This window comes from Frondihabitans cladoniiphilus (genome assembly GCF_039544345.1).
Classification (GTDB): Bacteria; Actinomycetota; Actinomycetes; order Actinomycetales; family Microbacteriaceae; genus Frondihabitans; species Frondihabitans cladoniiphilus.
Map to the genome: position 1 here is coordinate 615,391 of NZ_BAABLM010000001.1, position 20,666 is coordinate 636,056.

At 69.6% G+C, this 20,666-nt stretch carries 18 protein-coding genes; 14 read left to right on the forward strand and 4 right to left on the reverse strand.

Features of this window, described 5'->3' with window-relative positions:
- Positions 1-49: 49 nt before the first annotated feature.
- The 5 genes from ABEA39_RS02900 to leuA all read left to right on the forward strand — a co-directional run bounded on the left by ABEA39_RS02900 (position 50) and on the right by leuA (position 7,991).
- Entirely contained in the window at positions 50-1,339 is a 1,290-nt protein-coding gene (locus tag ABEA39_RS02900; protein ID WP_345373013.1) for a sensor histidine kinase, read from the forward strand.
- Entirely contained in the window at positions 1,336-2,043 is a 708-nt protein-coding gene (locus ABEA39_RS02905; RefSeq protein WP_345373015.1) for a response regulator transcription factor, read from the forward strand. The genes ABEA39_RS02900 and ABEA39_RS02905 overlap by 4 nt, the downstream gene beginning before the upstream one ends.
- Before the next feature lie 96 nt (positions 2,044-2,139).
- The gene (locus ABEA39_RS02910) at positions 2,140-3,456 is read left to right on the forward strand and encodes an alpha/beta hydrolase (RefSeq protein WP_345373017.1); all 1,317 of its coding nucleotides are present in this window, start codon (positions 2,140-2,142) and stop codon (positions 3,454-3,456) included.
- The gene (locus ABEA39_RS02915; protein ID WP_345373019.1) at positions 3,453-5,999 is read left to right on the forward strand and encodes a bifunctional lysylphosphatidylglycerol flippase/synthetase MprF; all 2,547 of its coding nucleotides are present in this window, start codon (positions 3,453-3,455) and stop codon (positions 5,997-5,999) included. Before ABEA39_RS02910 ends, ABEA39_RS02915 begins: the two co-directional genes overlap by 4 nt.
- A 231-nt stretch (positions 6,000-6,230) precedes the next feature.
- Positions 6,231-7,991: a 2-isopropylmalate synthase gene (leuA, locus tag ABEA39_RS02920; protein WP_345373021.1), complete on the forward strand. Its 1,761-nt coding sequence runs from the start codon at positions 6,231-6,233 to the stop codon at positions 7,989-7,991.
- Positions 7,992-8,116: 125 nt separating this feature from the next.
- Here the strand turns inward: leuA and ABEA39_RS02925 are convergent, their stop codons facing one another.
- Positions 8,117-8,779 carry a trimeric intracellular cation channel family protein gene (locus ABEA39_RS02925; RefSeq protein ID WP_345373023.1) on the reverse strand — a complete coding sequence of 221 codons (663 nt, stop codon included), beginning with the start codon at positions 8,777-8,779 and terminating at the stop codon, positions 8,117-8,119.
- 34 nt (positions 8,780-8,813) lie between these two features.
- Between ABEA39_RS02925 and recO the strand changes: the two genes are divergently transcribed.
- Together recO and ABEA39_RS02935 are read left to right on the forward strand one after the other, a co-directional pair.
- Positions 8,814-9,581 carry a DNA repair protein RecO gene (gene recO, locus ABEA39_RS02930; RefSeq protein ID WP_345373025.1) on the forward strand — a complete coding sequence of 256 codons (768 nt, stop codon included), beginning with the start codon at positions 8,814-8,816 and terminating at the stop codon, positions 9,579-9,581.
- 122 nt (positions 9,582-9,703) lie between these two features.
- Complete coding sequence (locus ABEA39_RS02935; protein ID WP_425556917.1) at positions 9,704-10,489, forward strand: isoprenyl transferase; 786 nt, start codon at positions 9,704-9,706, stop codon at positions 10,487-10,489.
- Positions 10,490-10,939: 450 nt separating this feature from the next.
- Here the strand turns inward: ABEA39_RS02935 and ABEA39_RS02940 are convergent, their stop codons facing one another.
- Both ABEA39_RS02940 and ABEA39_RS02945 read right to left on the reverse strand, forming a co-directional pair.
- Entirely contained in the window at positions 10,940-11,608 is a 669-nt protein-coding gene (locus tag ABEA39_RS02940; protein WP_345373027.1) for a hypothetical protein, read from the reverse strand.
- A 71-nt stretch (positions 11,609-11,679) separates the two neighbouring features.
- A complete protein-coding gene (locus tag ABEA39_RS02945) occupies positions 11,680-12,621 on the reverse strand; it encodes a LysR family transcriptional regulator (RefSeq protein ID WP_345373029.1) in 942 nt (313 codons plus the stop codon).
- A gap of 81 nt (positions 12,622-12,702) precedes the next feature.
- Here ABEA39_RS02945 and ABEA39_RS02950 point away from each other — a divergent pair, with 81 nt between their 5' ends.
- The 5 genes from ABEA39_RS02950 (at position 12,703) to ABEA39_RS02970 (ending at position 17,388) form a co-directional block, all read left to right on the forward strand.
- Positions 12,703-13,824, forward strand: coding sequence for an aminotransferase class V-fold PLP-dependent enzyme (locus tag ABEA39_RS02950; protein WP_345373031.1), 1,122 nt, complete (start codon positions 12,703-12,705; stop codon positions 13,822-13,824).
- Between the two features lie 64 nt (positions 13,825-13,888).
- Complete coding sequence (locus tag ABEA39_RS02955; RefSeq protein WP_345373033.1) at positions 13,889-15,274, forward strand: glycine--tRNA ligase; 1,386 nt, start codon at positions 13,889-13,891, stop codon at positions 15,272-15,274.
- 187 nt (positions 15,275-15,461) lie between these two features.
- Positions 15,462-16,436, forward strand: a complete 975-nt coding sequence (locus tag ABEA39_RS02960) for a type IV toxin-antitoxin system AbiEi family antitoxin domain-containing protein (protein ID WP_345373035.1) — start codon at positions 15,462-15,464, stop codon at positions 16,434-16,436.
- Positions 16,433-17,143 carry a DsbA family oxidoreductase gene (locus ABEA39_RS02965; protein ID WP_345373037.1) on the forward strand — a complete coding sequence of 237 codons (711 nt, stop codon included), beginning with the start codon at positions 16,433-16,435 and terminating at the stop codon, positions 17,141-17,143. The genes ABEA39_RS02960 and ABEA39_RS02965 overlap by 4 nt, the downstream gene beginning before the upstream one ends.
- A complete protein-coding gene (locus ABEA39_RS02970) occupies positions 17,140-17,388 on the forward strand; it encodes a hypothetical protein (protein WP_345373039.1) in 249 nt (82 codons plus the stop codon). The genes ABEA39_RS02965 and ABEA39_RS02970 overlap by 4 nt, the downstream gene beginning before the upstream one ends.
- A 135-nt stretch (positions 17,389-17,523) precedes the next feature.
- Here the strand turns inward: ABEA39_RS02970 and ABEA39_RS02975 are convergent, their stop codons facing one another.
- Positions 17,524-18,048, reverse strand: a complete 525-nt coding sequence (locus ABEA39_RS02975) for an aminoacyl-tRNA deacylase (RefSeq protein ID WP_345373041.1) — start codon at positions 18,046-18,048, stop codon at positions 17,524-17,526.
- Positions 18,049-18,155: 107 nt separating this feature from the next.
- Here ABEA39_RS02975 and dusB point away from each other — a divergent pair, with 107 nt between their 5' ends.
- Positions 18,156-19,322, forward strand: a complete 1,167-nt coding sequence (gene dusB / locus ABEA39_RS02980) for a tRNA dihydrouridine synthase DusB (RefSeq protein WP_345373043.1) — start codon at positions 18,156-18,158, stop codon at positions 19,320-19,322.
- A gap of 48 nt (positions 19,323-19,370) precedes the next feature.
- The gene (locus ABEA39_RS02985) at positions 19,371-20,663 is read left to right on the forward strand and encodes a deoxyguanosinetriphosphate triphosphohydrolase (RefSeq protein ID WP_425556899.1); all 1,293 of its coding nucleotides are present in this window, start codon (positions 19,371-19,373) and stop codon (positions 20,661-20,663) included.
- Positions 20,664-20,666 lie beyond the last annotated feature (3 nt).

The following is a 20,666-nucleotide window of genomic DNA, read 5'->3' on the forward strand; positions in this document are numbered from 1 at the left end:
GGGCCGGCCCCGGCTCGTCGTCGGAAGGCGGAGGCCGTAGCGTTGCAGGGTGATCATCCGCCGTCTGCAGCGCCATCAGGTCGTCGTCGACCTCGTGATCGCGCTCGTGATCGGCATCGCGCCCCTGGCCTTCGACATCCACCAGGGTCGTTTCTCGCTCGTCGTGACGCTCGGAATGGTCGTCGCTCTGGTCTTCCGACGACTGTCGCCGCCGATCGCCCTCTCTCTCGTCTGGGCGACCGCCGCGTTCGAGATGCTGACGCTGTCGGGGGCCCAGGTCTCGAACCTCGCCATCCCCATCGTCCTGTACGCGACCGCCGCCTACGGCTCGAACCAGGTGCGCTGGTTGGGTCTCCTCTCGGTCGGCGTGGGTGCCGTCGTCGGCATGTTCTACGTCGTCTTCGCGCGCGTCGACGTGTTCGGCGTGACCCACGACATCGCCAGTATCGACGACTTCGTGAAGGTGCTGCTGCAGATCGGCATCACCTTCCTCGGCTTCCTCGCCCTGCTCGGCCTGCCCTGGGTCGGCGGCCAGCTCGTGCGTACCCGCTACGCCGCCCAGGAGAGCCGCGACGCCCAGCTCGTGGCGGAGCGCGAGGCCGCCCGGGCCGAGGGCGACGCGGCGCGGGCCGAGCGCGAAGCCGTCCGTGCCGAGCTCGACATCGCCATCGAGCAGGAGCGCACCCGCATCGCTCGCGACATGCACGACGTCGTGGCCCACTCGCTGGCCGTCGTCATCGCCCAGGCGGACGGCGCCCGCTACATGTACCGCTCCGACCCGACCTCGGCCGAGGAGTCGCTGACGACCATCGCCTCGACCGCCCGCGAGGCGCTCGGCGAGGTGCGAGTGCTGCTCGGCCAGCTCCGCCACAGCCAGGGGGCCGCCCCGCAGCCCGTCCTGAGCGACCTGGAGAAGCTCGTCGAGCAGATGACGGCCGCCGGCCTCTCGATCGACCTCCGCTCGAGCGGCACCCCCGCCCAGCTCGGCAGCAATCGTCAGCTCGCCATCTACCGGATCGTGCAGGAGTCCCTGACGAACGTGCTGCGGCACGGCGACACGAGGGCCACGGTCGACATCGTCTTCGACTGGCGACCGGACGACCTCAACGTCGTCATCGCCTCGACCCTGCTGCCCCCGCCCGAGTTCGACCCGTCGACGACGCCCTCGCACGGTATGGTGCGGCTCGACGAACGCCGCGGCGGACACGGTCTCCCGGGGATGCGCGAGCGAGCCGCTCTCAGCGGCGGCAGCCTCACCACTCACCAGGGCGGCGGGCGCTTCATCGTCCGAGCCACCATCCCGTCCACCGCACTGACCCAGGAGGTCCGACTCCGATGACCACGGCACCGCACGACACCGAGGCCGCGAGCGGCACGGCCACGATCAAGGTCGTGCTCGTCGACGACCAGGCCCTGTTCCGCGCGGGGATCCGGATGGTCGTCTCCTCGCAGAAGGACCTCGAGTTCGTCGGGGAGGCCGGAGACGGCGAGGAGGGCGTCGAAGTCGTCGCCCGCACTCGCCCCGACGTGGTGCTCATGGACATCCGGATGCCGGTCATGGACGGGATCGCGGCCACCGCGGCGATCCTCGAGCAGGCGGATCGCGAACAGCGGCGTCCCCCGCGCATCCTCGTGCTCACCACTTTCGACCTCGACGAGGCCGCCACCCGCGCCATCCGCGGCGGCGCGAGCGGCTTCGTGTTGAAGGACAGCGATCCCGAGTTCCTCCTGGCCGCGATCCGGACGGTGCATTCCGGCACGAGCGTCATCGCCGCCTCCGCCACGCGCGAGCTGTTCGAGCACTTCGACCGGCGTGGCGCCGGCAGCCAGGTGGTTCCGGCGGAGTTCGGCACCCTCACCACGCGAGAGCGCGACATCTTCCAATCGGCGGCTCGCGGCCTCAGCAACTCCGAGATCGCTCGCCTCGAGTTCTTGAGCGAGGCGACCGTCAAGACGCACATCTCGCGCATCCTCGCCAAGCTCTCGCTGCGCGACCGCGTGCAGCTCGTCGTGTTCGCCTACGAGCACGGCCTGACGTCGTAGCGCGCTCCAAGGTCGCAGTCGGATAACGCATTGCAATCGGATTGCTGAAAGCGACGGCGCTTCCAGCCTCCGCACAGGAGCCGGACCGTGATCATTATGTCCGTGTCACACCTCTCGCTCCTCGCCACTCCCACCCTTGTCATCAGCTACATCGTCGCCGGGATCTTCGCCGTCCTCCTCGTGATCAAGCCGCGGAAGCGGAAGACCTGGTGGCGCCACGTGATCATCGCCGCGATCCTGGGCTCCGCCATCGGCGGCACGGTCATCTGGTACGTGGGCGACGTGCAGAACGCGTTCGACGTGCCACCCACCTGGGTCGACCGGATCTGGACCGGCGTGCTGGTCGCGGGCATCTGCGTGGGGGTCGTGAACCTGATCGGTACGACCTGGATCCGCCGGGTGATCGCCGCGTTCGGAATCGTGGCGATCGCGCTGGCCTCGGGTCTCGCCATCAACAACGACGTGGGGGAGTACCTGACGGTCGGCCAGCTCCTCGGCACCGACACCACCGCCTCGCTCGTGCTGCCCCGACCCGCCCACACCGGAGTCACGGGGGTCGACTCCGACCTCTACGCGACCTGGAAGGCGCCGGCGATCATGGCCAAGCGCGGGCGCGTCGGCTCCGTCACGATCCCGGGCACCCTCTCGCACTTCTCGGCTCGCAAGGCTCTCGTGTACCTGCCCCCGGCCGCTCTCGTCGCCAACGCTCCCGCCCTCCCCGTCGTCATCCTGCTCTCGGGTCAGCCGGCGAGCCCGTCGTCGGTCATGACCTCCGGCCACGTCCCCGAGATCATGAACGCGATGGCGAAGAAGAACCACGGCCTCGCCCCGATCGTCGTCGTGCCCGACCAGCTCGGCGCCTCGTCGAACAACCCGATGTGCGTCGACGGCCCGCTCGGCAACAGCGCGACGTACATCACTCGCGACGTGCCGGACTGGATCCTCGGGCACCTCCACGTGCAGAAGGGCGCCAAGGCCTGGGCGATCGGAGGGTTCTCGCAAGGAGCCACCTGCTCGATCCAGTTCGCTGCCGCGCATCCCACGCTCTTCGGGTCGTTCATCGACGTCTCGGGCCAGAAGTACCCCACCCTCGGCAGTGACGCCCAGGCGATCCAGGAGGGCTTCGGCGGTTCGACGGCCGCCTTCGACGCGGCCAAGCCGGAAGCCATCATGAAGGCGAACGCGCCCTATGAAGACACGGTGGCGTTCTTCGCCGCCGGGCAGAACGACGCCGTCTACAGCCGCAACACCGACGTGATGACCGCTCTCGCGAGTCAAGCGGGGATGCACGTGACCCGCTACGTCTCACCGGGCAGCGCTCACGACTGGACGACGGCCACCAACGGCTTCTCGCACGGCCTGGGCTTCCTCTATCCCCGGCTCGGACTGTCGAAATCGGTGGTGTCCGAGTGACGAGCGTCGTCGCTGCTCTCCGCGTCATCGGCCGCCGTCTCGCGGCGTTCGTCCGCGCCCAGCCCGTCAGCGTCGTCATCGCCGCCCTCGTGACCGTGCTGGCGATCGTGTCGGGCAGCCTCGCGCGGGGCCCGGCCGACTGGCTCACGGACCTCGTGGGCGCTGGGATCGACGGGCACGCGACCCTCACCGCCTGGCTGTTCACGCTGGCCTCCGTGCTCTTCGCGGGAAGCCTGCCGTCGTTGCTGCTCACGGTCGTAGCGGTCCTCGTCCTCGTCGGGGCGTCGGAGCGGAGGATCGGGCACCGACGGGCGCTCATCGCGTACCTCGTCACGGGCATCGTGGCCACCCTGGTCGGCGCCGGCGTGCAGGCGCTCGGACTGGCTCTCGACAACGGCTGGGCGAAGGCTGTCGCCTACGACACGACGCTTCACCCGTTCACTCCGGCGCTCGGCACGATCATGACCGCCAGTGCCTTCGCCGGCTCGCTCTGGCGTCGTCGGATCCGCCTCTTCGGCTTCGCCGGCATCACGACCTTCCTCCTCTACGACGGGCATCCCTCGGGCCTGTATGCGCTCGTCGGCGCCGTCGCGGGGCTGGCTCTCGGGCGGCTGCTCCGTCGCGGTGCACCACGGCCGGGGCGCTGGAACCGCTCGACGCACCACGAGGCCCGGGTCCTGTTGTCGACCCTGGTCGCGATCTCCGCCCTCGGTCCGCTGGTCACGATCGTCACGCGGGCGCCGATCGGGGTACTGGCTCCGCTCGGCGTCCTCTTCGCCGACCGGCTGCCGAACGACCACCTGTCCCGCTTCTGCGCCGCCGCCCTGCATCACGTCGCCCAGGACCCCACCGGACACGGCGCCGTCTGCGCGCGCGACTACGCCGTCGGCGGACTGCACGGCCCCGGCACCGTCCTGCTCAGCATCCTGCCTCTCGTGACGCTGCTGCTCGCCGCCCTCCTCATCCGCCGCGGCCGCCGTCTCGCGGTCTGGATCGCGGCGCTCGTCAACTTCGTGCTGGCCGTCTTGGCCGCAGCCGCCTTCGCGGTCCTTCCCGTCCACGTCACGACCGCCGTCGCGGCCCCGGGGGAGCGGGCCGAACACCTGTTCGTCATCGCGATCGGAGCAGCGGCGCCGTTGGCCGTCGGAGTGGTCCTCGTCGTGTTCCTGCGTCACTTCACCGTGCCGACGCCGCGTCCGCTGGTCGTCCGGTTCGTCCTCGTCCTGGTCGGCACCTTCCTGGTCCTGGCGATCGGCTACGTCGTCGCCGGCACTTTCTTCGAGGATTCCTTCAGCCCGCGCATCGATCTCCCCGGCCTCCTCGTGTCGGCCCCCGAGCGCTTCGTCCCGGTCGGCTTCCTCGGGCTTCGGAACCTGGGTCCGGTTCCGGTCGACGGCCCCCTGCGCGTGGTCTTCCACACGATCGGCCCGGTCTTCTGGCTCGTGCTGATCGTGGGGATGCTCGTGGTGGCGTCGCGCGGGTCCCGTGTCGGGGCCTCCGTGCAGAGTCGCTCGGCCGTCACGCGCATCCTCCACCGCGGCGTGGAGGGAACCCTCGCGCACATGGCGACCTGGGAGGGCAACTCGTACTGGGTCTCGGACGACGGCGAGGCGGCGGTCGCCTATCGCGTCGTGGGGTCGACGGCGTTGACCACGGGGGATCCCCTCTGCCTGCCCGACCGCGTCGAGTCGACGGTGCTCGACTTCGCCCGGTGGTGCGACGACCGTGGTCTCACGCCCGTGTTCTACAGCGTGCGTGACGACCTCTCGCCCCTCTTCCACCGTCTCGGCTGGTCGACGCTACCCGTCGCGGAGGAGACCGTGTTGCATCCGGCCACGTTCCAGATGCAGGGGAAGAAGTGGCAGGACGTCCGCTCGAGCATCAACCGGGCCGCGAAGTCGGGTGTTCGGGCCGAGTGGACCCGGTACGTCGACCTCCGGCCCGTGGTCGCACGCCAGATCGAGAACATCAGCGAGCAGTGGGTCGCCGAGAAGGGGTTGCCCGAGATGGGGTTCACCCTGGGTGGCCTCGACGAGCTCATGGACCGCGACGTCGCCCTGATGCTGGCGCTGGACGAGGAGGACCGCGTCTTCGCGGTCACCAGTTGGCTGCCCTCGTACCGCGACGGGGAGGTCATCGGCTGGACTCTCGACTTCATGCGACGGCTGCCCGACGGGATGAACGGCGTGATGGAGTTCCTGATCGCCTCGGCCGCGCTCCGGGCCAAGGAGGAGGGCATCGAGTTCCTCAGCCTGTCCGCCGCGCCGCTGGCGACGCCTCCGGCACCGGCCGACGCCGAGCCGTCCCCCGACTCGACGACCGAGCGCTTCATGGCGTTCCTCGCGCGGACCCTCGAGCCCGCCTACGGGTTCCAGTCGCTGCTGACCTTCAAGCTCAAGTTCCAGCCGGAGTTCGTGCCGCTCGTCATGGCCTTCCCGGACCCGCTGCAGCTCCCGGCGATCGGGACCGCGCTGGGTCGTGCGTATCTGCCCGACCTCTCGGTCCGACAGATCCCGCGGCTGATCCGATCGGTGTCGGGCTGACGCGGGGCGTGCATCCCCCGCTCCGGCTCGTGGGTTGTGGGTTGTGGCCTCTCGCTCGTGGCCGCTTGCTTGTGGCTTCTCGCTTGTCGTGCCGGAGCGGTGCTAGGGTCGATCCGTGCTGTTCGGCCTGCTCCTCCTTAGCTGCCGCGACGAGACCTCGATCTAAGGCCTCCCTCGTCGCGGTGGTTGTCGTTGGCTGACACACTTTGACGAAGAGGGATTGACCAGATCATGAAGAACACCCAGAAGCCTTCGGGCATGCCGATCCACAAGTACGTGCCCTTCCACGAGCAGATCGCCGTCGAGCTGCCGGATCGCACCTGGCCGACGAAGCGCATCACGAAGGCCCCGCGCTGGTGCGCTGTGGATCTGCGCGACGGCAACCAGGCGCTCATCGACCCGATGAGCCCCGAGCGCAAGCGCATCATGTTCGACCAGCTCGTCAAGATGGGCTACAAGGAGATCGAGGTCGGATTCCCGTCGGCCTCGCAGACCGACTTCGACTTCGTCCGTAGCCTCATCGACGACGGCGCGATCCCCGACGACGTCACGATCCAGGTGCTGACCCAGGCGCGAGAGACGCTGATCAACCGCACCTACGAGTCGATCAAGGGCGCCAAGCAGGCGATCGTGCACCTGTACAACTCGACGAGCATCCTGCAGCGCGACGTCGTGTTCCGCACCGACAAGCAGGGCATCATCGACATCGCCCTCGAAGGGGCCCGACTCTGCAAGGCGGCCGAGGCGACCATTCCCGAGACCACCGTCTACTACGAGTACAGCCCGGAAAGCTTCACCGGCACCGAGCTCGAGTTCGCGCGCGACATCTGCAACGCCGTGATCGAGGTGTTCGAGCCGACTCCCGAGCGAAATGTGATCATCAACCTGCCGGCCACGGTCGAGATGGCCTCGCCGAACGTCTACGCCGACGCCATCGAGTGGATGTCGCGCAACCTGGCGCACCGCTCCGACGTCGTCCTGTCCCTGCACCCGCACAACGACCGCGGCACGGCGATCGCCGCCGCCGAGCTGGGCTACATGGCCGGCGCCGACCGCATCGAGGGCTGCCTCTTCGGCAACGGCGAGCGGACCGGCAACGTCGACATCGTCGCGCTCGGCATCAACCTGTTCACCCAGGGCATCGACCCCGAGATCGACTTCTCCGACCTCGACGAGGTCAAGCGCACCGCCGAGTACTGCAACCAGCTGCCGGTCCCCGAGCGAAGCCCCTGGGCCGGCGACCTGGTCTACACGGCCTTCTCCGGCTCGCACCAGGACGCCATCAAGAAGGGCTTCGAGGCGATGGCCGCGTCGGCCGCGTCGCAGGGCAAGTCGGTGGACGACCTGGTCTGGGCCGTGCCCTACCTGCCCGTCGACCCGAAAGACCTGGGCCGCTCGTACGAGGCGGTCATCCGCGTCAACTCCCAGTCGGGCAAGGGCGGCGTCGCCTACCTGCTGAAGACCGACCACGCCCTCGACCTGCCGCGCAAGCTGCAGATCGACTTCTCCGGTGTCGTCCAGACCCGGACCGACTCCGAAGGCGGCGAGGTCACGTCGGAGCAGATCTGGGGCATCTTCCAGGACGAGTACCTGCCGGCGCGCGACCCCGAAGACAAGTGGGGCCGCTTCGAGCTGACTCGCACCGGCACCCGCAGCGACCTGTCCGGTGAGACGCACCTCGACGTCGACCTGCGCGTCGGCGATTCGGTCGTCTCCGCGACCGGTGTCGGCTCGGGTCCCATCGCCGCGTTCATCGACGTGCTGGCCGGGCAGGGCGTGCGGGTCAAGCTGTACGACTACGTCGAGCACACGCTGGCCGCGTCGGGGGATGCCCAGGCCGCCGCCTATGTCGAGCTCGACGTCGACGGGACCCGCCTCTGGGGTGTGGGCATCGACGCCGACATCTCGACGGCGTCGCTCAAGGCCATCGTGTCGGCGGTGAACCGGGCGCTGCGCACCGTCTCGGCGGAGCCGGAGTTCGCGACCGCGTAGTCACGTCCTTCCGCTCGCGACACCACAAGCGGCTCGAGACACCAGTAGCTACAGGTGTTTCGAGCCGTTTGTCGTGTCGGGAGCGCTTCGCGTCCGCGCGCGCGCGGCTGCCGATACAGAGGCAGCTAGCGAGGTCGCCGCCACCGCGGCAGCCGCGAGAGCGCCCGCTGCTCGGGCAGCGTCCACCCGAACCGCACCGCGAGCAGTCGGATCAGCACGGTGGTCGTCGCCCCCGCGATCGCCGCCGGCAGCGTCGGCACGCCGAACCGCACCAGGGCTACGAGCACGGCGGTCCCGGCGCACGCGGCCACCGCATAAAGGGACCCGACGTGCATCATCGCGATCGTCAGGTTCATCAGGAGGTCGCGGAGCACCGACCCGCCCACAGCCGACACGACCCCGACGAACACGGCCGGGATCTCGGGCAGGCCCATCGCCAGGGCCTTGGTGGACCCGATCGCTCCGAACAGCCCGATCGTCAGGGCGTCGAGCACCGTGATGAATCCGGCGAGCCTCGAGAACAACCGCTGCAGGAGCATCCCAAGCAATGCGGCCAGCACGGCCACGGCCAGGTACCCGTTCGTCTGAAGCGCCCTCGGCACCTCCCCGAGGAGCAGGTCACGCAGGATGCCCCCTCCCAACCCCGTCGCGGTGCCGATGATGGCGACCCCCAACAGGTCGACGCGTCGCTCCCGGAACTGGCTCGCGAACAGCGCCCCCTGCAGACTGCCGATCGTCACGGCCAGAAGATCAGCCCAGAGGGGGATGGTGAGAGCCGTGGCGGACATCCGTCGATTCTTCCACGCGGGGGATACTGGAGGGGTGCCCGTGTACCGAGACGAATGCGTGATCCTGCGCACCCACAAGCTGGGTGAGGCGGACCGCATCCTGACCATGCTCAGCCGGTCGCACGGCAAGATCCGCGCCGTGGCGAAGGGCGTCCGGCGCACCGCGTCGAAGTTCGGTGCACGCCTCGAGCCGTTCATGGTGGCCGACCTGCAGCTCTACGAGGGGCGCAGCCTCGACATCGTGACGCAGGCCGAGTCGCTCGGCTCGTACGGCGCCGACATCGTCTCCGACTACGGCTGCTACACCGCCGCCAACGTCATGGTCGAGACGGCCGACAAGCTCACCGACGCCGAGGCCGGTCTCCAGCAGTACCTCCTCCTCGTCGGAGCTCTGCGGGCGCTGGCCCGGCGCGAGCACGACCCGCAGCTCACCCTCGACTCGTATCTGCTGCGTGCCCTGAGCGTGGCCGGTTGGTCACCGAGCTTCGGCGACTGCGCCGTGACCGGCGAGCCGGGTCCGCACTCGGCGTTCGTCGTGCAACTCGGCGGAGTCGTGAGCGATGCGGCCGCGCCTCCCGGGGCACCGCGACTGGACGTGGCGACGCTCGCCCTCCTCGGCGCGCTCCTCACCGGCGACTGGGCGACAGCCGAGGCCGCCCCGGAGGGCACGCGCAACCAGGCCAGCGGGGTCGTCGCCGCCTACACCCAATGGCACCTCGAACGCGGCCTGCGTTCGCTCCAGCACTTCGACCGCACCGTTCCGCGTGCGATCGCCGGCACCACCCCAGGAGTCCTCTCGTGAGCAGCACCACCCCGTCCGCCGACGCGACCGCCGACGACTCGCGGTCGTCTGCCGGATCATCCGCCGCTGCCGTACCGCCTGCCGCGGCACCCGTCCGCCGCGGCTTCCTCGGCCGCAAGCTCATGCCGAAGCAGATGGACTACAAGCCGCTCGACTTCGCCGGCGGCACCCCGCCCGTCTACCCGGCGGGGTCGGTGCCGCAGCACGTCGCCGTCGTCATGGACGGCAACGGACGCTGGGCGAACGCGCGGGGTCTTCCCCGCATCGAGGGCCACCGTGCCGGTGAGGCGGCCCTGCTCGAGGTCGTCGCCGGTGCGATCCAGGTCGGCGTCAAGCACCTCAGCGTGTACGTCTTCTCCACCGAGAACTGGAAGCGCTCGCCCGAAGAGGTGCGCTTCCTGATGGGCTTCAACCGCGAGGTCCTTCACCGCCGCCGTGAGCAGCTCAACGCCTGGGGGGTGCGCATCCGCTGGTCGGGCCGGCGTCCGAAACTCTGGGCCTCCGTCATCAACGAATTGCAGGTCGCCGAGGACGCGACGCGCGACAACACCACGATGACCCTGAACATGTGCGTCAACTACGGCGGCCGCAACGAGCTCACCGACGCCGTGCGCTCCATCGCCGACGAGGTCGCGGCGGGCCGGCTCAAGCCGAACGGGATCACCGAGAAGGTCATCCAGCGGCACCTGTACCAGCCGCAGCTTCCCGACGTCGACCTGTTCGTGCGCAGTTCGGGCGAGCAGCGCACCTCGAACTTCCAGCTCTGGGAGTCCGCCTACGCCGAGATGGTCTTCCTCGACCAGCTCTGGCCCGACTTCACCCGCGCCGACCTCTGGGGAGCCATCGACCTCTACACGCAGCGGGGTCGCCGCTTCGGAGGCGCCGTCGACGCTCCCGTCGCCAAATAGGGCACAGGGCGGGGGATGCCCGTCCCGTCCCCGTCGTTTCGGCAGATGCCCGGCGGGCCGATGGCTGCCGTCCCTGTCCGCACTGCCCTGCCCGTCCCCGCTGTCCCCCTGCCCCCTCGTTTTCGGCGAACCCCCTGCGGAATGCCGGCGGGTTCGTGCCGGAACGAAGGGCGCAACTCGCCGGATGCGCGGGGTCGTGCCGAAACGAAGGGCGCAACTAGGAGGGTCTGGCGGGTCATGCCGGGTCGGGGGTGGTCAGTCGTCCCTGCGCCTCCCGTCTCGCGAGCCCCGTCGTTTCGGCGGAAGCCCCGCGGAATGCCGGCGGGTTCGTGCCGAAACGAAGGGCATGACTCGCCGGGCCTGGGGGCGCACGCCGGGCTGACGGGGGCGCGCCGCGACGGCCTGCGAAACGCGCAGGGGGCAGCCGGGGGATGCACGCCCCGACCCGGGTCAGAAGGTGATGTTCGCGCCCAGGAAGATGCGCTCCGACGGCCAGAGGAACTGCAGCGTCAGCGGTGGGTCGGACGGCCGATTGAACCAGGCGTTCGCGAACACGACGCCCTTGCCCGGCAGGAGGTACCAGGTGCTCGACCCCGCCGGGAACTGCGTCGACAGATCGGTGCTGTAGCCCTTCTGGGTCAGCAGGTCCTGGCCGGCGAAAGTGTCCTGCCCCGCGAGCTTGTTGCCGTACGAGGAGTAGTCGGCGCTGAGATCGGTCAGGTCGAGCCGCTGGCTGGAGGTGTTCGTCAGCACGTAGGCCGTGACGTAGACCTTGGTGCCGGCGGGGTACGGGTCGTCGCCGTTCGGGTGCGCGAAGATCGAGGGCGCCGTCGTCGTGAGCTCGCCGACCTTGTAGACGTAGATGGTGAGCGACTTGTAGTTGACCTGGTTGAGCAGGGTGCCGCCGGGCGCCAGCGTCTGGGGGTCGACGCCCGAGGTGCCCGACCCCGAGCCCGTGCCGCCGGTGACCTGAGGCTGAGGCGCAGTGGTCGACCCCGAGGAGCCGCTCGACCCGGAACCCTGCGACAGCGGCGTCAGCGTGCCGACGGTGGGGAAGCAGGCCGTGAGAGCCAGGAGGGAGGCGGCGACGAGCGTCGTTGCCAGGATCTTCCGTCGCACGCGGTGGTGCCTTCCGTGGGGGAGCAGTGGTTCGTCTAAAAGTGGTTCGTCCAAAAGCGGTTCGTCCAAGACTAGCTCGCGAGACGGAGGCCGAACGCGGCCGGGTCCAGCGAGCCGATGGCCACGAGGGCGGCCTGGACCGCCGGGATCCGTTCGGCTCCGGCCGCGTGCGCCACCTGAACGATCCGATCGCCCGAGGCGGGCAGGGCCCGGACCTCGACACCCACCGGGGGATGCGCGGGCAGCAGCGACAGCGACGGCAGCAGCGCGATTCCGAGCCCCTCGGCGACCAGGCCCGTCACGGCCAGCGCGTTGTCCGTCTCGAGCACGATCTCGGGCTCGAAGCCGGCCGTGCGGCAGAGGCTCAGGAGGTGGCCGCGGCAGCGCGGACAGCCGCCGATGAAGCGCTGTCCGGCGAGGCGCGCGAGGTCGACGCCGTGGGCGCTGTCGGTTCCGTCGAAGGTGCCGCGGGGAGCGACGACGAGCGTCGTGTCGCGGAACAGGGGTGTCTCGATGACGGAGCCCCGGGCATCCTCGTCGCGCCCATCGCCCGGATAACGGAAGGTGAGGGCCAGGTCGGCCGACCCGTCGGCGAGGAGCGCGACGGCCTCGGGAGGTTCGACCTCGACGTACGTGACCGTGAGGCGCGGGTGGGCGGAGCGCAGGAGGGCGAGGATGCGGGGGACCACCGTCGGCGAGGCGCTCGGGAATCCGGCCAGGCGCAGGGTGCCGGTCGCGCCGCCGGCGAGCTCTTCCAGATCCTGTGTGGCCGCGTCGAGGGCTGTCTGCACGTGAACGGCGTGCTGCGCCAGACGGCGCCCCGCCTCCGTGAGGACGATGCCGCGGCCGGAACGGAGGACCAGCGGCTGGCCGAGGTGGTCTTCGGCGCGGCGCAGACGCTGGGTCACGGCCGGCTGGCTGTAGCCGAGCAGGGTCGCTGCCGCGGTGATGCTGCCGGTGTCGGCGAGGGCGCGGACCAGGCGGAGGTCGAGCAGATCGAGCGTCGTGTCCATGAGGCAAGCATAAGCACCGGTTATGAAGTGCATGGATAGCCTGCCGTTGTGTGATGGGTGGGCGTCGCGCAGGCTGGGCTCATGACCACGCACCCCGTCTCGCTGGAATCAGCCCGGGCTTCTTTCGTCGCAGGGCCCGGCTATCTGGCGGCCTGCACCATGGGTCTGCCGACGGTCGAGACGGCGCAGGCGCTGCGGAGCGACCTCGACTCCTGGGCGTCGGGTCGCGCCTCCGCGGCTGCCTACGGCGACATCGTCGAGGATGCCCGGGGCGCCTTCGCGAGGATCGTCGGCGTGGACGTCGGTCGCGTCGCCATCGGCTCGCAGACATCGGCGCAGGTCTCCGTCGTGGCCGCCGCCGTCCCCGACGGGGCCGAGGTGCTGTGCGTCGAGGGGGACTTCAGCTCGGTGGTGTTCCCCTTCCTCGAGCAGCGGTACCGCGGGGTGCGGGTGCGCTGTGTTCCGTTGCACGCCCTCGCGGCGTCGATCACGCATGACACCTGGCTCGTCGCCTACTCCCTGGTGCAGTCGGCCACCGGCGCCGTGGCCGACGACGCCGCGATCGTGCGGGCGGCACGTGCGCACGGTGCCCGGACGCTGGTCGACCTCACGCAGGCCGCGGGCGTCATGCCGGTCGACGCCTCGAGGTACGACGCCACCGTCACGCACGCCTACAAGTGGCTGTGCTGTCCGCGCGGGGTGGCCTTCGCGACGTTCTCCGCCTCCTTCGCGGAGCTGCTGCGTCCGATCCAGGCGGGGTGGTACGCGGGGGAGTCGGTGTGGGAGAGCTGCTACGGGCCCGAGGAACAGCTCGCCTCGTCGGCGCGGCGGTTCGACGTCTCGCCGGCCTGGCAGGCCTTCGTGGGCGCGCATCCCGCCCTCTCGCTCTTCGCCTCTCTCGACCCGGCCGCCGTGTGGCAGCACGCCTCGGGGCTGGGGGATGCCCTGTGCCGAGCCCTCGGGATCCCCGAACAGCATCAGGCCATCGTGACCTGGGCCGACCCCACGGGTTCGGCTCTTGCGGCGCTGACCGCGGCGGGGCTCGTGGTGTCGGGCCGTGCCGGCCGGGTGCGGGTGGCGTTCCACCTGTGGAACGACGTGGCGGACGTGGAGCGGGTCGCGGCGGCGCTCCGGCCCGCGGCTGCGCTGGCGAGCCAGCCCGTGGCGGCGCCTGCGCCACGGCCTGCGGCTGCGCTTCGCTAGGCTTGCTCGGAACCTCGGACCCCGCGCATCCAGCTCGGGGCACAACCTCTCTGGAGCATCACACGTGGCAGCACCGAACCGTCTCGATTCCGTCATCGCCCTGGCCAAGCGCCGCGGGTTCGTCTTCCAAGCGGGCGAGATCTACGGAGGCTCCCGGTCGGCCTGGGACTACGGGCCCCTCGGCGTCGCGCTGAAGGAGAACATCAAGAAGCAGTGGTGGAAGTTCATGGTGCAGAGCCGTGACGACATCGTCGGCCTCGACTCGTCGGTCATCCTGCCGCGCAAGGTGTGGGAGGCGTCCGGGCACGTGGAGGTCTTCTCCGACCCGCTCGTCGAGTCGCTGCACACCCACAAGCGCTTCCGCGCCGACCACCTCCTCGAGGCGTACGAGGCCAAGCACGGGCATCCCCCGGTCAACGGCCTCGCCGACATCCGCGACCCCGACACCGGCCAGGAGGGCTCGTGGACCGAGCCGCAGAACTTCTCCGGGCTGCTGAAGACGTTCCTCGGACCGGTCGACAACGAGCAGGGCATGGCCTACCTCCGCCCCGAGACCGCACAGGGCATCTTCGTCAACTTCAACAACGTGCTGTCGTCGTCGCGGCTCAAGCCGCCGTTCGGCATCGCGCAGGTCGGCAAGTCGTTCCGCAACGAGATCACGCCCGGCAACTTCATCTTCCGTACCCGCGAGTTCGAGCAGATGGAGATGGAGTTCTTCGTCGAGCCCGGCACCGACGACGAGTGGTTCGAGTACTGGATCGACGCCTGCGAGCAGTGGTACCTCGGCCTCGGCGTCTCGTCCGAGAACATCCGTCGCTACGAGCACCCGGCCGAGAAGCTCTCGCACTACTCGAAGCGCACCGTCGACCTCGAGTACCGCTTCCGCTTCACCGGCAACGAGTGGGGCGAGCTCATGGGCGTCGCGAACCGCACCGACTTCGATCTCACCACGCATTCGAAGGCATCCGGCGTCGACCTGTCGTACTTCGACCAGGCCGCGAACACCCGCTGGACCCCGTACGTGATCGAGCCCGCGTTCGGCCTGACCCGCGCGCTGATGGCGTTCCTGGTCGACTCGTACCACGAAGACGAGGCGCCCAACGCGAAGGGCGGGGTCGACAAGCGCACGGTGCTGCGGCTCGACCGCCGGCTCGCTCCGATCAAGGTGGCCGTCCTTCCGCTGTCGCGCAACGAGCAGCTTTCGCCGCTCGCGCGCCAGGTCGCCGCGACCCTGCGCGAGTACTGGAACATCGACTTCGACGACGCCGGCGCGATCGGCCGCCGCTACCGCCGCCAGGACGAGATCGGCACGCCGTTCTGCGTCACCGTCGACTTCGACTCGCTCGAGGACGACGCCGTGACCGTGCGCGAGCGCGACACGATGGCGCAGGAGCGCATCGCGCTGTCGGCGCTGCCCGGGTATCTGGCGGGGCAGCTGCTCGGCGCGTAGCCGCCGCGGCGCCGCCGCTGCTTCCGAAGGAAAATCGGCACCAAATGGGCTCCCAGAGCCGGTTTGGTGCCGATTTTCCTTCCGAGACCACCGTGCCTTGTTCTCCACAGCCCTTTCTTGTCGTCTGCTTTTCCCCAGATGCTCGTTAGCGCCCGCGCAAGCCCCGTCCGCACGGCACTCTCGCCTCATGGATTCGGTGCAGCAACTCGTCGATGCCCTCGGCGGGTTCGTCACCCGCGCGGACCTGTGCGGGCAGGGCATCAAAGACCGCCAGCTCTCTGAGGCAGTCCGATCGGGTGCCGTGCGACGGCTCAGGCGCGGCCAATACACGACCCTTCCCGACTCCGACCCGCGCGTGGCTGCTGTGCGTCTCGGAGGACGGCTGACCAGCGTCTCGGTTCTGAGTCGCCTCGGCGCCTGGCTGTGGCAAAAGCCGGCACTGCACATCTCCGTCCCCCGGAACGCACGACGACCCCGCGGCCTCCCCAATGGCGCGGTCGTGTATTGGGACGGTCCTGAAGTCGTCGAGCGAGGCACCGTGGCGGAGGCTGATCAGCGGGACGCCCTAACGCGCGCGATCCGAGATCTGCCGTTCGACGAGGCTGTCGCAGTGTTCGACTGGGCTCTCCAGTCGCGGAAGTTCCCGCGGGAGCACGTCATCGAAGTCATCAGCCTGCTTCCATCGTGTCGATCCCGCATCGTCGAGTGGGTGGACCCGAATGCCGAGAGTCTCATCGAGAGCATCGTGAGAACACGCCTTCGGCAGCTCGGCTACCGACTGCAGGCACAGGTGCCTTTGGCGAACGGACAATTCATCGACCTGGTCCTCGAGGGCTTCTTAGCCATCGAGGTGGACGGTCGGCGCTTCCACGAGGACCGTTTCGAAGCCGATCGCAGCAAGGATCTCGTCATCACAACCGAGGGCCGGCATGTTCTCCGGTTGACGTACAGTCACGTTCGACACGAGTGGCCTCGTGTCGTCGACGCTGTGGCAGCAGCAGTCGATCAACATCGGGCCAGGTCGGAGGCCGACAGCGCTCGGCACGTCGTGCGGGTCTTGTCGAGGCCGATCACGGCCAGGTGGTGGATCGCGAATCCCATAAGGCTGCCGAAGGGGTCAGCGGGAATTCAGCGAGAAGAAGATACGTTGCGGGCATTGTGAACGACAGCAGCAGCAACACCATCAAGGTCGACATCTGGTCCGACATCGCCTGCCCGTGGTGCTTCGTCGGCAAGCGCAAGTTCGAGACGGCGGTCGCCGGTTTCGACGGGAAGGTCGAGGTCGAGTACCACTCCTTCGAGCTCTCGCCCGACACCCCCGTCGACTTCGAGGGCGACGAGGTCGACTTCCTCGCCACCCACAAGGGCCTCCCGCGCGAGCAGGCGAAGGGCATGCTCGACAACATGCTCGGCATCGCCGAGTCCGTCGGCCTGCACTACGACTACGACTCCCTCCACCACACCAATACCGTCAAGGCCCACGAGCTGATCCACTTCGCGAAGGCGAACGGAGCCCAGCTCGACGTCGTCGAGCGGCTCCTGTCCGCGTACTTCGAGAAGGGGCGGCACCTCGGCCGCATCGACGTGCTCGCCGACATCGCCGCCGAAGCGGGGCTCGATCGCGAGGCGGCCGTCGCGGCCCTCGAGAGCAACCAGTACCTCGCGGCGGTCCGCGCCGACCAGGCCCAGGCCGTCGAGTACGGCATCAACGGCGTCCCGTTCTTCGTGTTCGAGAACAAGTACGGCGTGTCGGGCGCGCAAGATCCCGCGACGTTCGGGCAGGTCTTCAGCCAGGTGGCGTCCGAGAAGACCGCCGGCGACGAGCAGAGCCCCCGAGGCGAGGATGCACCGGCCGAGGTCACCCGATGAGCTCCTCCCCGACCAGCCCCTTCACCATGCTCGGCGCGGCAGACGCTGCCGCGTGCGAAGGCGACTCGTGCCTCCTGCCGGGTGCCGCAGCCGCGTCGGAAGCCCCGGGCGCCGCAGCCGCCCTCGCGGATGCGGCCACCGACCAAGACCCCGAGTCGCCGAACATCGAACCCGGCCCCGACGAGGCCGCGGCCGCATCGAGCCGGGCGGTCATCGCAGCCCTCGACGAGGGCGCCTCGCTCTAACGAGGGCGTCCCACCCTGACGAGGGCGTCTCGCCCTGACGAGGGTGCCTCGCCCTGACGAGGGCGTCTCGCCCCGTTGCCCGCCGCTCCGGCGGGTCAGAGCTCTCGCGGGTCAGGGCTCTCGCGGGTGAGAGTTCTAGCGGGGAGCGATCGGATCGGTGACGTCGGCGACGGTCGCCCCGTAGGCGGCGATCAGCGCATCGGCATCGACGAAGGCGCTCCGACCGTGCGCACCGGCTCCGAGGGCGACCCGGAGTCCGACGATCCGCTCGTCGGCGTACACCGGCCAGGCCGTCGTGCTGCCCAGCGGCGTGATGGTGCCGCGCTCGTAGCCCGTGGCCTCCAGGGCCACGTCGGCCGAGGGCATCGACAACTTGTTGACGCCGACGACGGCCCGCAGTTTGGCCCAGGAGATCTGACGGTCGCCGGGCACCAGGGCGAACAGGAACGATCCGTCGTGCCGCTTGACCACGAGGCTCTTGACGATGTCCCGTGGCCGGAGCCCCAGGAGCGCCGCTGCGTCGTCGAGGCTGCCGGCCTCCGGACGCTCGACGATCTCGACGGCCAGGCCGCGACCCCGTGCATCCGCCAGCACTCGGGCCGTTCCCTCCGTACCGAGAGCGGGGGAGAGGTCGAGGGACGAGTCGTCGAGTTCGGTCACGCAGATCGCAACACCTCTTCTCCCCAGGGCATTCCGGAGCCGGCATTCGTCCACAACAGCGGACCGGGCCGAGGGAGGCTTGCACCGGGATGGGATAATCGATCCCGATGACAACGACACTTCACGCGACGAGCTCCGTCGCCCCCGCCCTGCAGATCGGCCGTATCGCGGTCGACTCCCCGGTGGTGCTCGCTCCGATGGCCGGCATCACGAACACGGCCTACCGTCGCCTCTGCCGCGAGTACGGGGCCGGCCTCTACGTGAGCGAGATGATCACGAGCCGTGCCCTGGTCGAGCGCACCCCCGAGTCGATGCGTCTCATCACTCACCACGAGAGCGAGACACCCCGCAGCATCCAGCTCTACGGCGTCGAACCGAACACGGTGGCCGAGGCCGTCACGATGCTCGTCGCCGAAGATCGCGCCGACCACATCGACCTCAACTTCGGCTGCCCCGTCCCCAAGGTCACGCGCAAAGGCGGCGGCGCCGCCCTTCCCTGGAAGCTGGGGCTGTTCCGCGACATCGTCGAGCGCGCGGTCAAGGCGGCCGGCGACATCCCGCTCACGGTGAAGATGCGCAAGGGCATCGACTCCGACCACCTCACGTTCCTGGAGGCCGGCCGCGCTGCGGAGGGCGCCGGGGTCGCATCCATCGCTCTCCACGCCCGCACCGCCTCCGAGTTCTACTCGGGCCACGCCGACTGGTCGGCCATCGCCGAGTTGAAGAGCGCGATCACGAGCGTCCCGGTGCTCGGCAACGGCGACATCTGGTCGGCCGCCGACGCCCTCCGCATGGTCGACGAGACCGGCTGCGACGGCGTCGTCGTCGGCCGTGGCTGCCTCGGGCGTCCGTGGCTGTTCGGCGACCTGGCCGCTGCCTTCCGTGGCGAGGAGGAGCACGCCGAGCCGACGCTCGGCGAGGTCGCGCAGGCGTTCCGTCGCCACGCCGAACTGCTCGTCGAGTTCTTCGGCGAAGAGGACCGCGCCTGCCGCGACATCCGAAAGCACGTCGCCTGGTACTTCAAGGGCTATCCCGTCGGGGGCGACACGCGAGCCTCCCTCGCGGCCGTCGGCACTCTGGCCGAGATGGACGACCTGCTCGGCACCCTCGACTGGTCCCTCGCCTACCCGGGTGCCGACGCCGAGGGCCCGCGCGGTCGCGCAGGCAGCCCGAAGAAGCCGTCCCTGCCCGATCGTTGGCTCGAGAGCCGCGACCTCGACGAGGCGTTCCGCGAAGAGCTGGCGGCGGCCGAACTGCACCACAGCGGCGGCTGAGCACCCCTCCTCACCGCACCCGATCGTCCACGCTCTCGAAGGGCCCCCGTGACCGGCTCCGCCCCGTCCAGCTCGCACACCCTGTCCGTCGAATCCGAGAACCTCGGCTACGAGGCCGTCGACACCGAACGGTGGCTTCCCGAGCAGCATTCCAATCGCCGCAGCGACTTCGCCCGCGATCGAGCACGGCTGCTCCATTCCAGTGCGCTCCGGCGCCTGGCGGCCAAGACCCAGGTGCTCAGCCCGACGGCTGGTCTCGACTTCGCCCGCAACCGGTTGACCCACTCCCTCGAGGTCGCCCAGGTCGGCCGAGAGCTGGCGACCAGCCTGGGCCTCGACCCCGACGTCGTCGACACGGCATGCCTCGCCCACGACCTGGGGCATCCTCCGTTCGGCCACAACGGCGAGAAGGCCCTCAACGACTGGGCTGCCGAGATCGGCGGCTTCGAGGGCAACGCTCAGACGCTGCGCCTCCTCACCCGCATCGAGCCCAAGGTGATCGGGGCCGGCGGCCAGAGCTACGGCCTCAACCTCACCCGCGCGAGTCTCGATGCGAGCTGCAAATACCCGTGGCCGGCCGCTCACGGCATCCCCGACCCGAGCGGGCGCATGAAGTTCGGCTTCTACGACGACGACACCCCCGCCTTCGAGTGGCTGCGACTCGGGGCGCCGCGACGCCAGCGCTGCATCGAGGCGCAGGTCATGGACCTCAGCGACGACATCGCGTATTCGGTGCACGACTTCGAAGACGCCGTCGTGAACGGCTACATCGACGTGGCCTCGCTGGCCGGCACGATCGGGCACGACGAACTCATCTCGGCCATGCACGCCTGGGTGGGCGGCGAGTTGAGTCGCGACGAGCTGACCGAGGCGTTCGATCGACTGCGCTCCCTCGACGTCTGGCTCGACGACTACGACGGCGGTCGGCTGGCGCAGGCGCGCCTCAAGAACCTCACCAGTCAGCTGATCGGCCGGTTCGCGGCATCGGCCACCCACGCGACGCGCGAGTCGTACGCCGGCAAGAGCCTGATCCGGTTCTCGGCCAGCGTCGTGATCCCGCCCGACATCATCGGCGAGATCGCCGCGCTCAAGGGCATCGTCGCCGCCTTCGTCATGACCCAGAACACCCGACAGCCCATCTACGTCGAACAGCGCGAGCTGCTGACCGGTCTCGCCGACGCCCTCTGGGCCTCGGGGCCGAGCGAACTCGATCCCGGTTTCGCCACCGACTGGTCCCTCGCGGCGGACGACACCGCCCGGAGGCGCGTCGTCGTCGACCAGGTCGCGTCCCTCACCGACCAGAGTGCGATGGCCTGGCACGACCGTCTCGTCCGCCGATGACGC

Bases quoted from the DNA above. Each gene is read 5' to 3' on its own strand.
- ABEA39_RS02905 (WP_345373015.1), top strand. From the start codon at position 1,336: ATGACCACGGCACCGCACGACACCGAGGCCGCGAGCGGCACGGCCACG.
- ABEA39_RS02910 (WP_345373017.1), top strand. From the start codon at position 2,140: ATGTCCGTGTCACACCTCTCGCTCCTCGCCACTCCCACCCTTGTCATC.
- leuA (WP_345373021.1), top strand. From the start codon at position 6,231: ATGAAGAACACCCAGAAGCCTTCGGGCATGCCGATCCACAAGTACGTG.
- ABEA39_RS02925 (WP_345373023.1), bottom strand. From the start codon at position 8,779: ATGTCCGCCACGGCTCTCACCATCCCCCTCTGGGCTGATCTTCTGGCC.
- ABEA39_RS02935 (WP_425556917.1), top strand. From the start codon at position 9,704: ATGCCGAAGCAGATGGACTACAAGCCGCTCGACTTCGCCGGCGGCACC.
- ABEA39_RS02945 (WP_345373029.1), bottom strand. From the start codon at position 12,621: ATGGACACGACGCTCGATCTGCTCGACCTCCGCCTGGTCCGCGCCCTC.
- ABEA39_RS02950 (WP_345373031.1), top strand. From the start codon at position 12,703: ATGACCACGCACCCCGTCTCGCTGGAATCAGCCCGGGCTTCTTTCGTC.
- ABEA39_RS02960 (WP_345373035.1), top strand. From the start codon at position 15,462: ATGGATTCGGTGCAGCAACTCGTCGATGCCCTCGGCGGGTTCGTCACC.
- ABEA39_RS02970 (WP_345373039.1), top strand. From the start codon at position 17,140: ATGAGCTCCTCCCCGACCAGCCCCTTCACCATGCTCGGCGCGGCAGAC.
- dusB (WP_345373043.1), top strand. From the start codon at position 18,156: ATGACAACGACACTTCACGCGACGAGCTCCGTCGCCCCCGCCCTGCAG.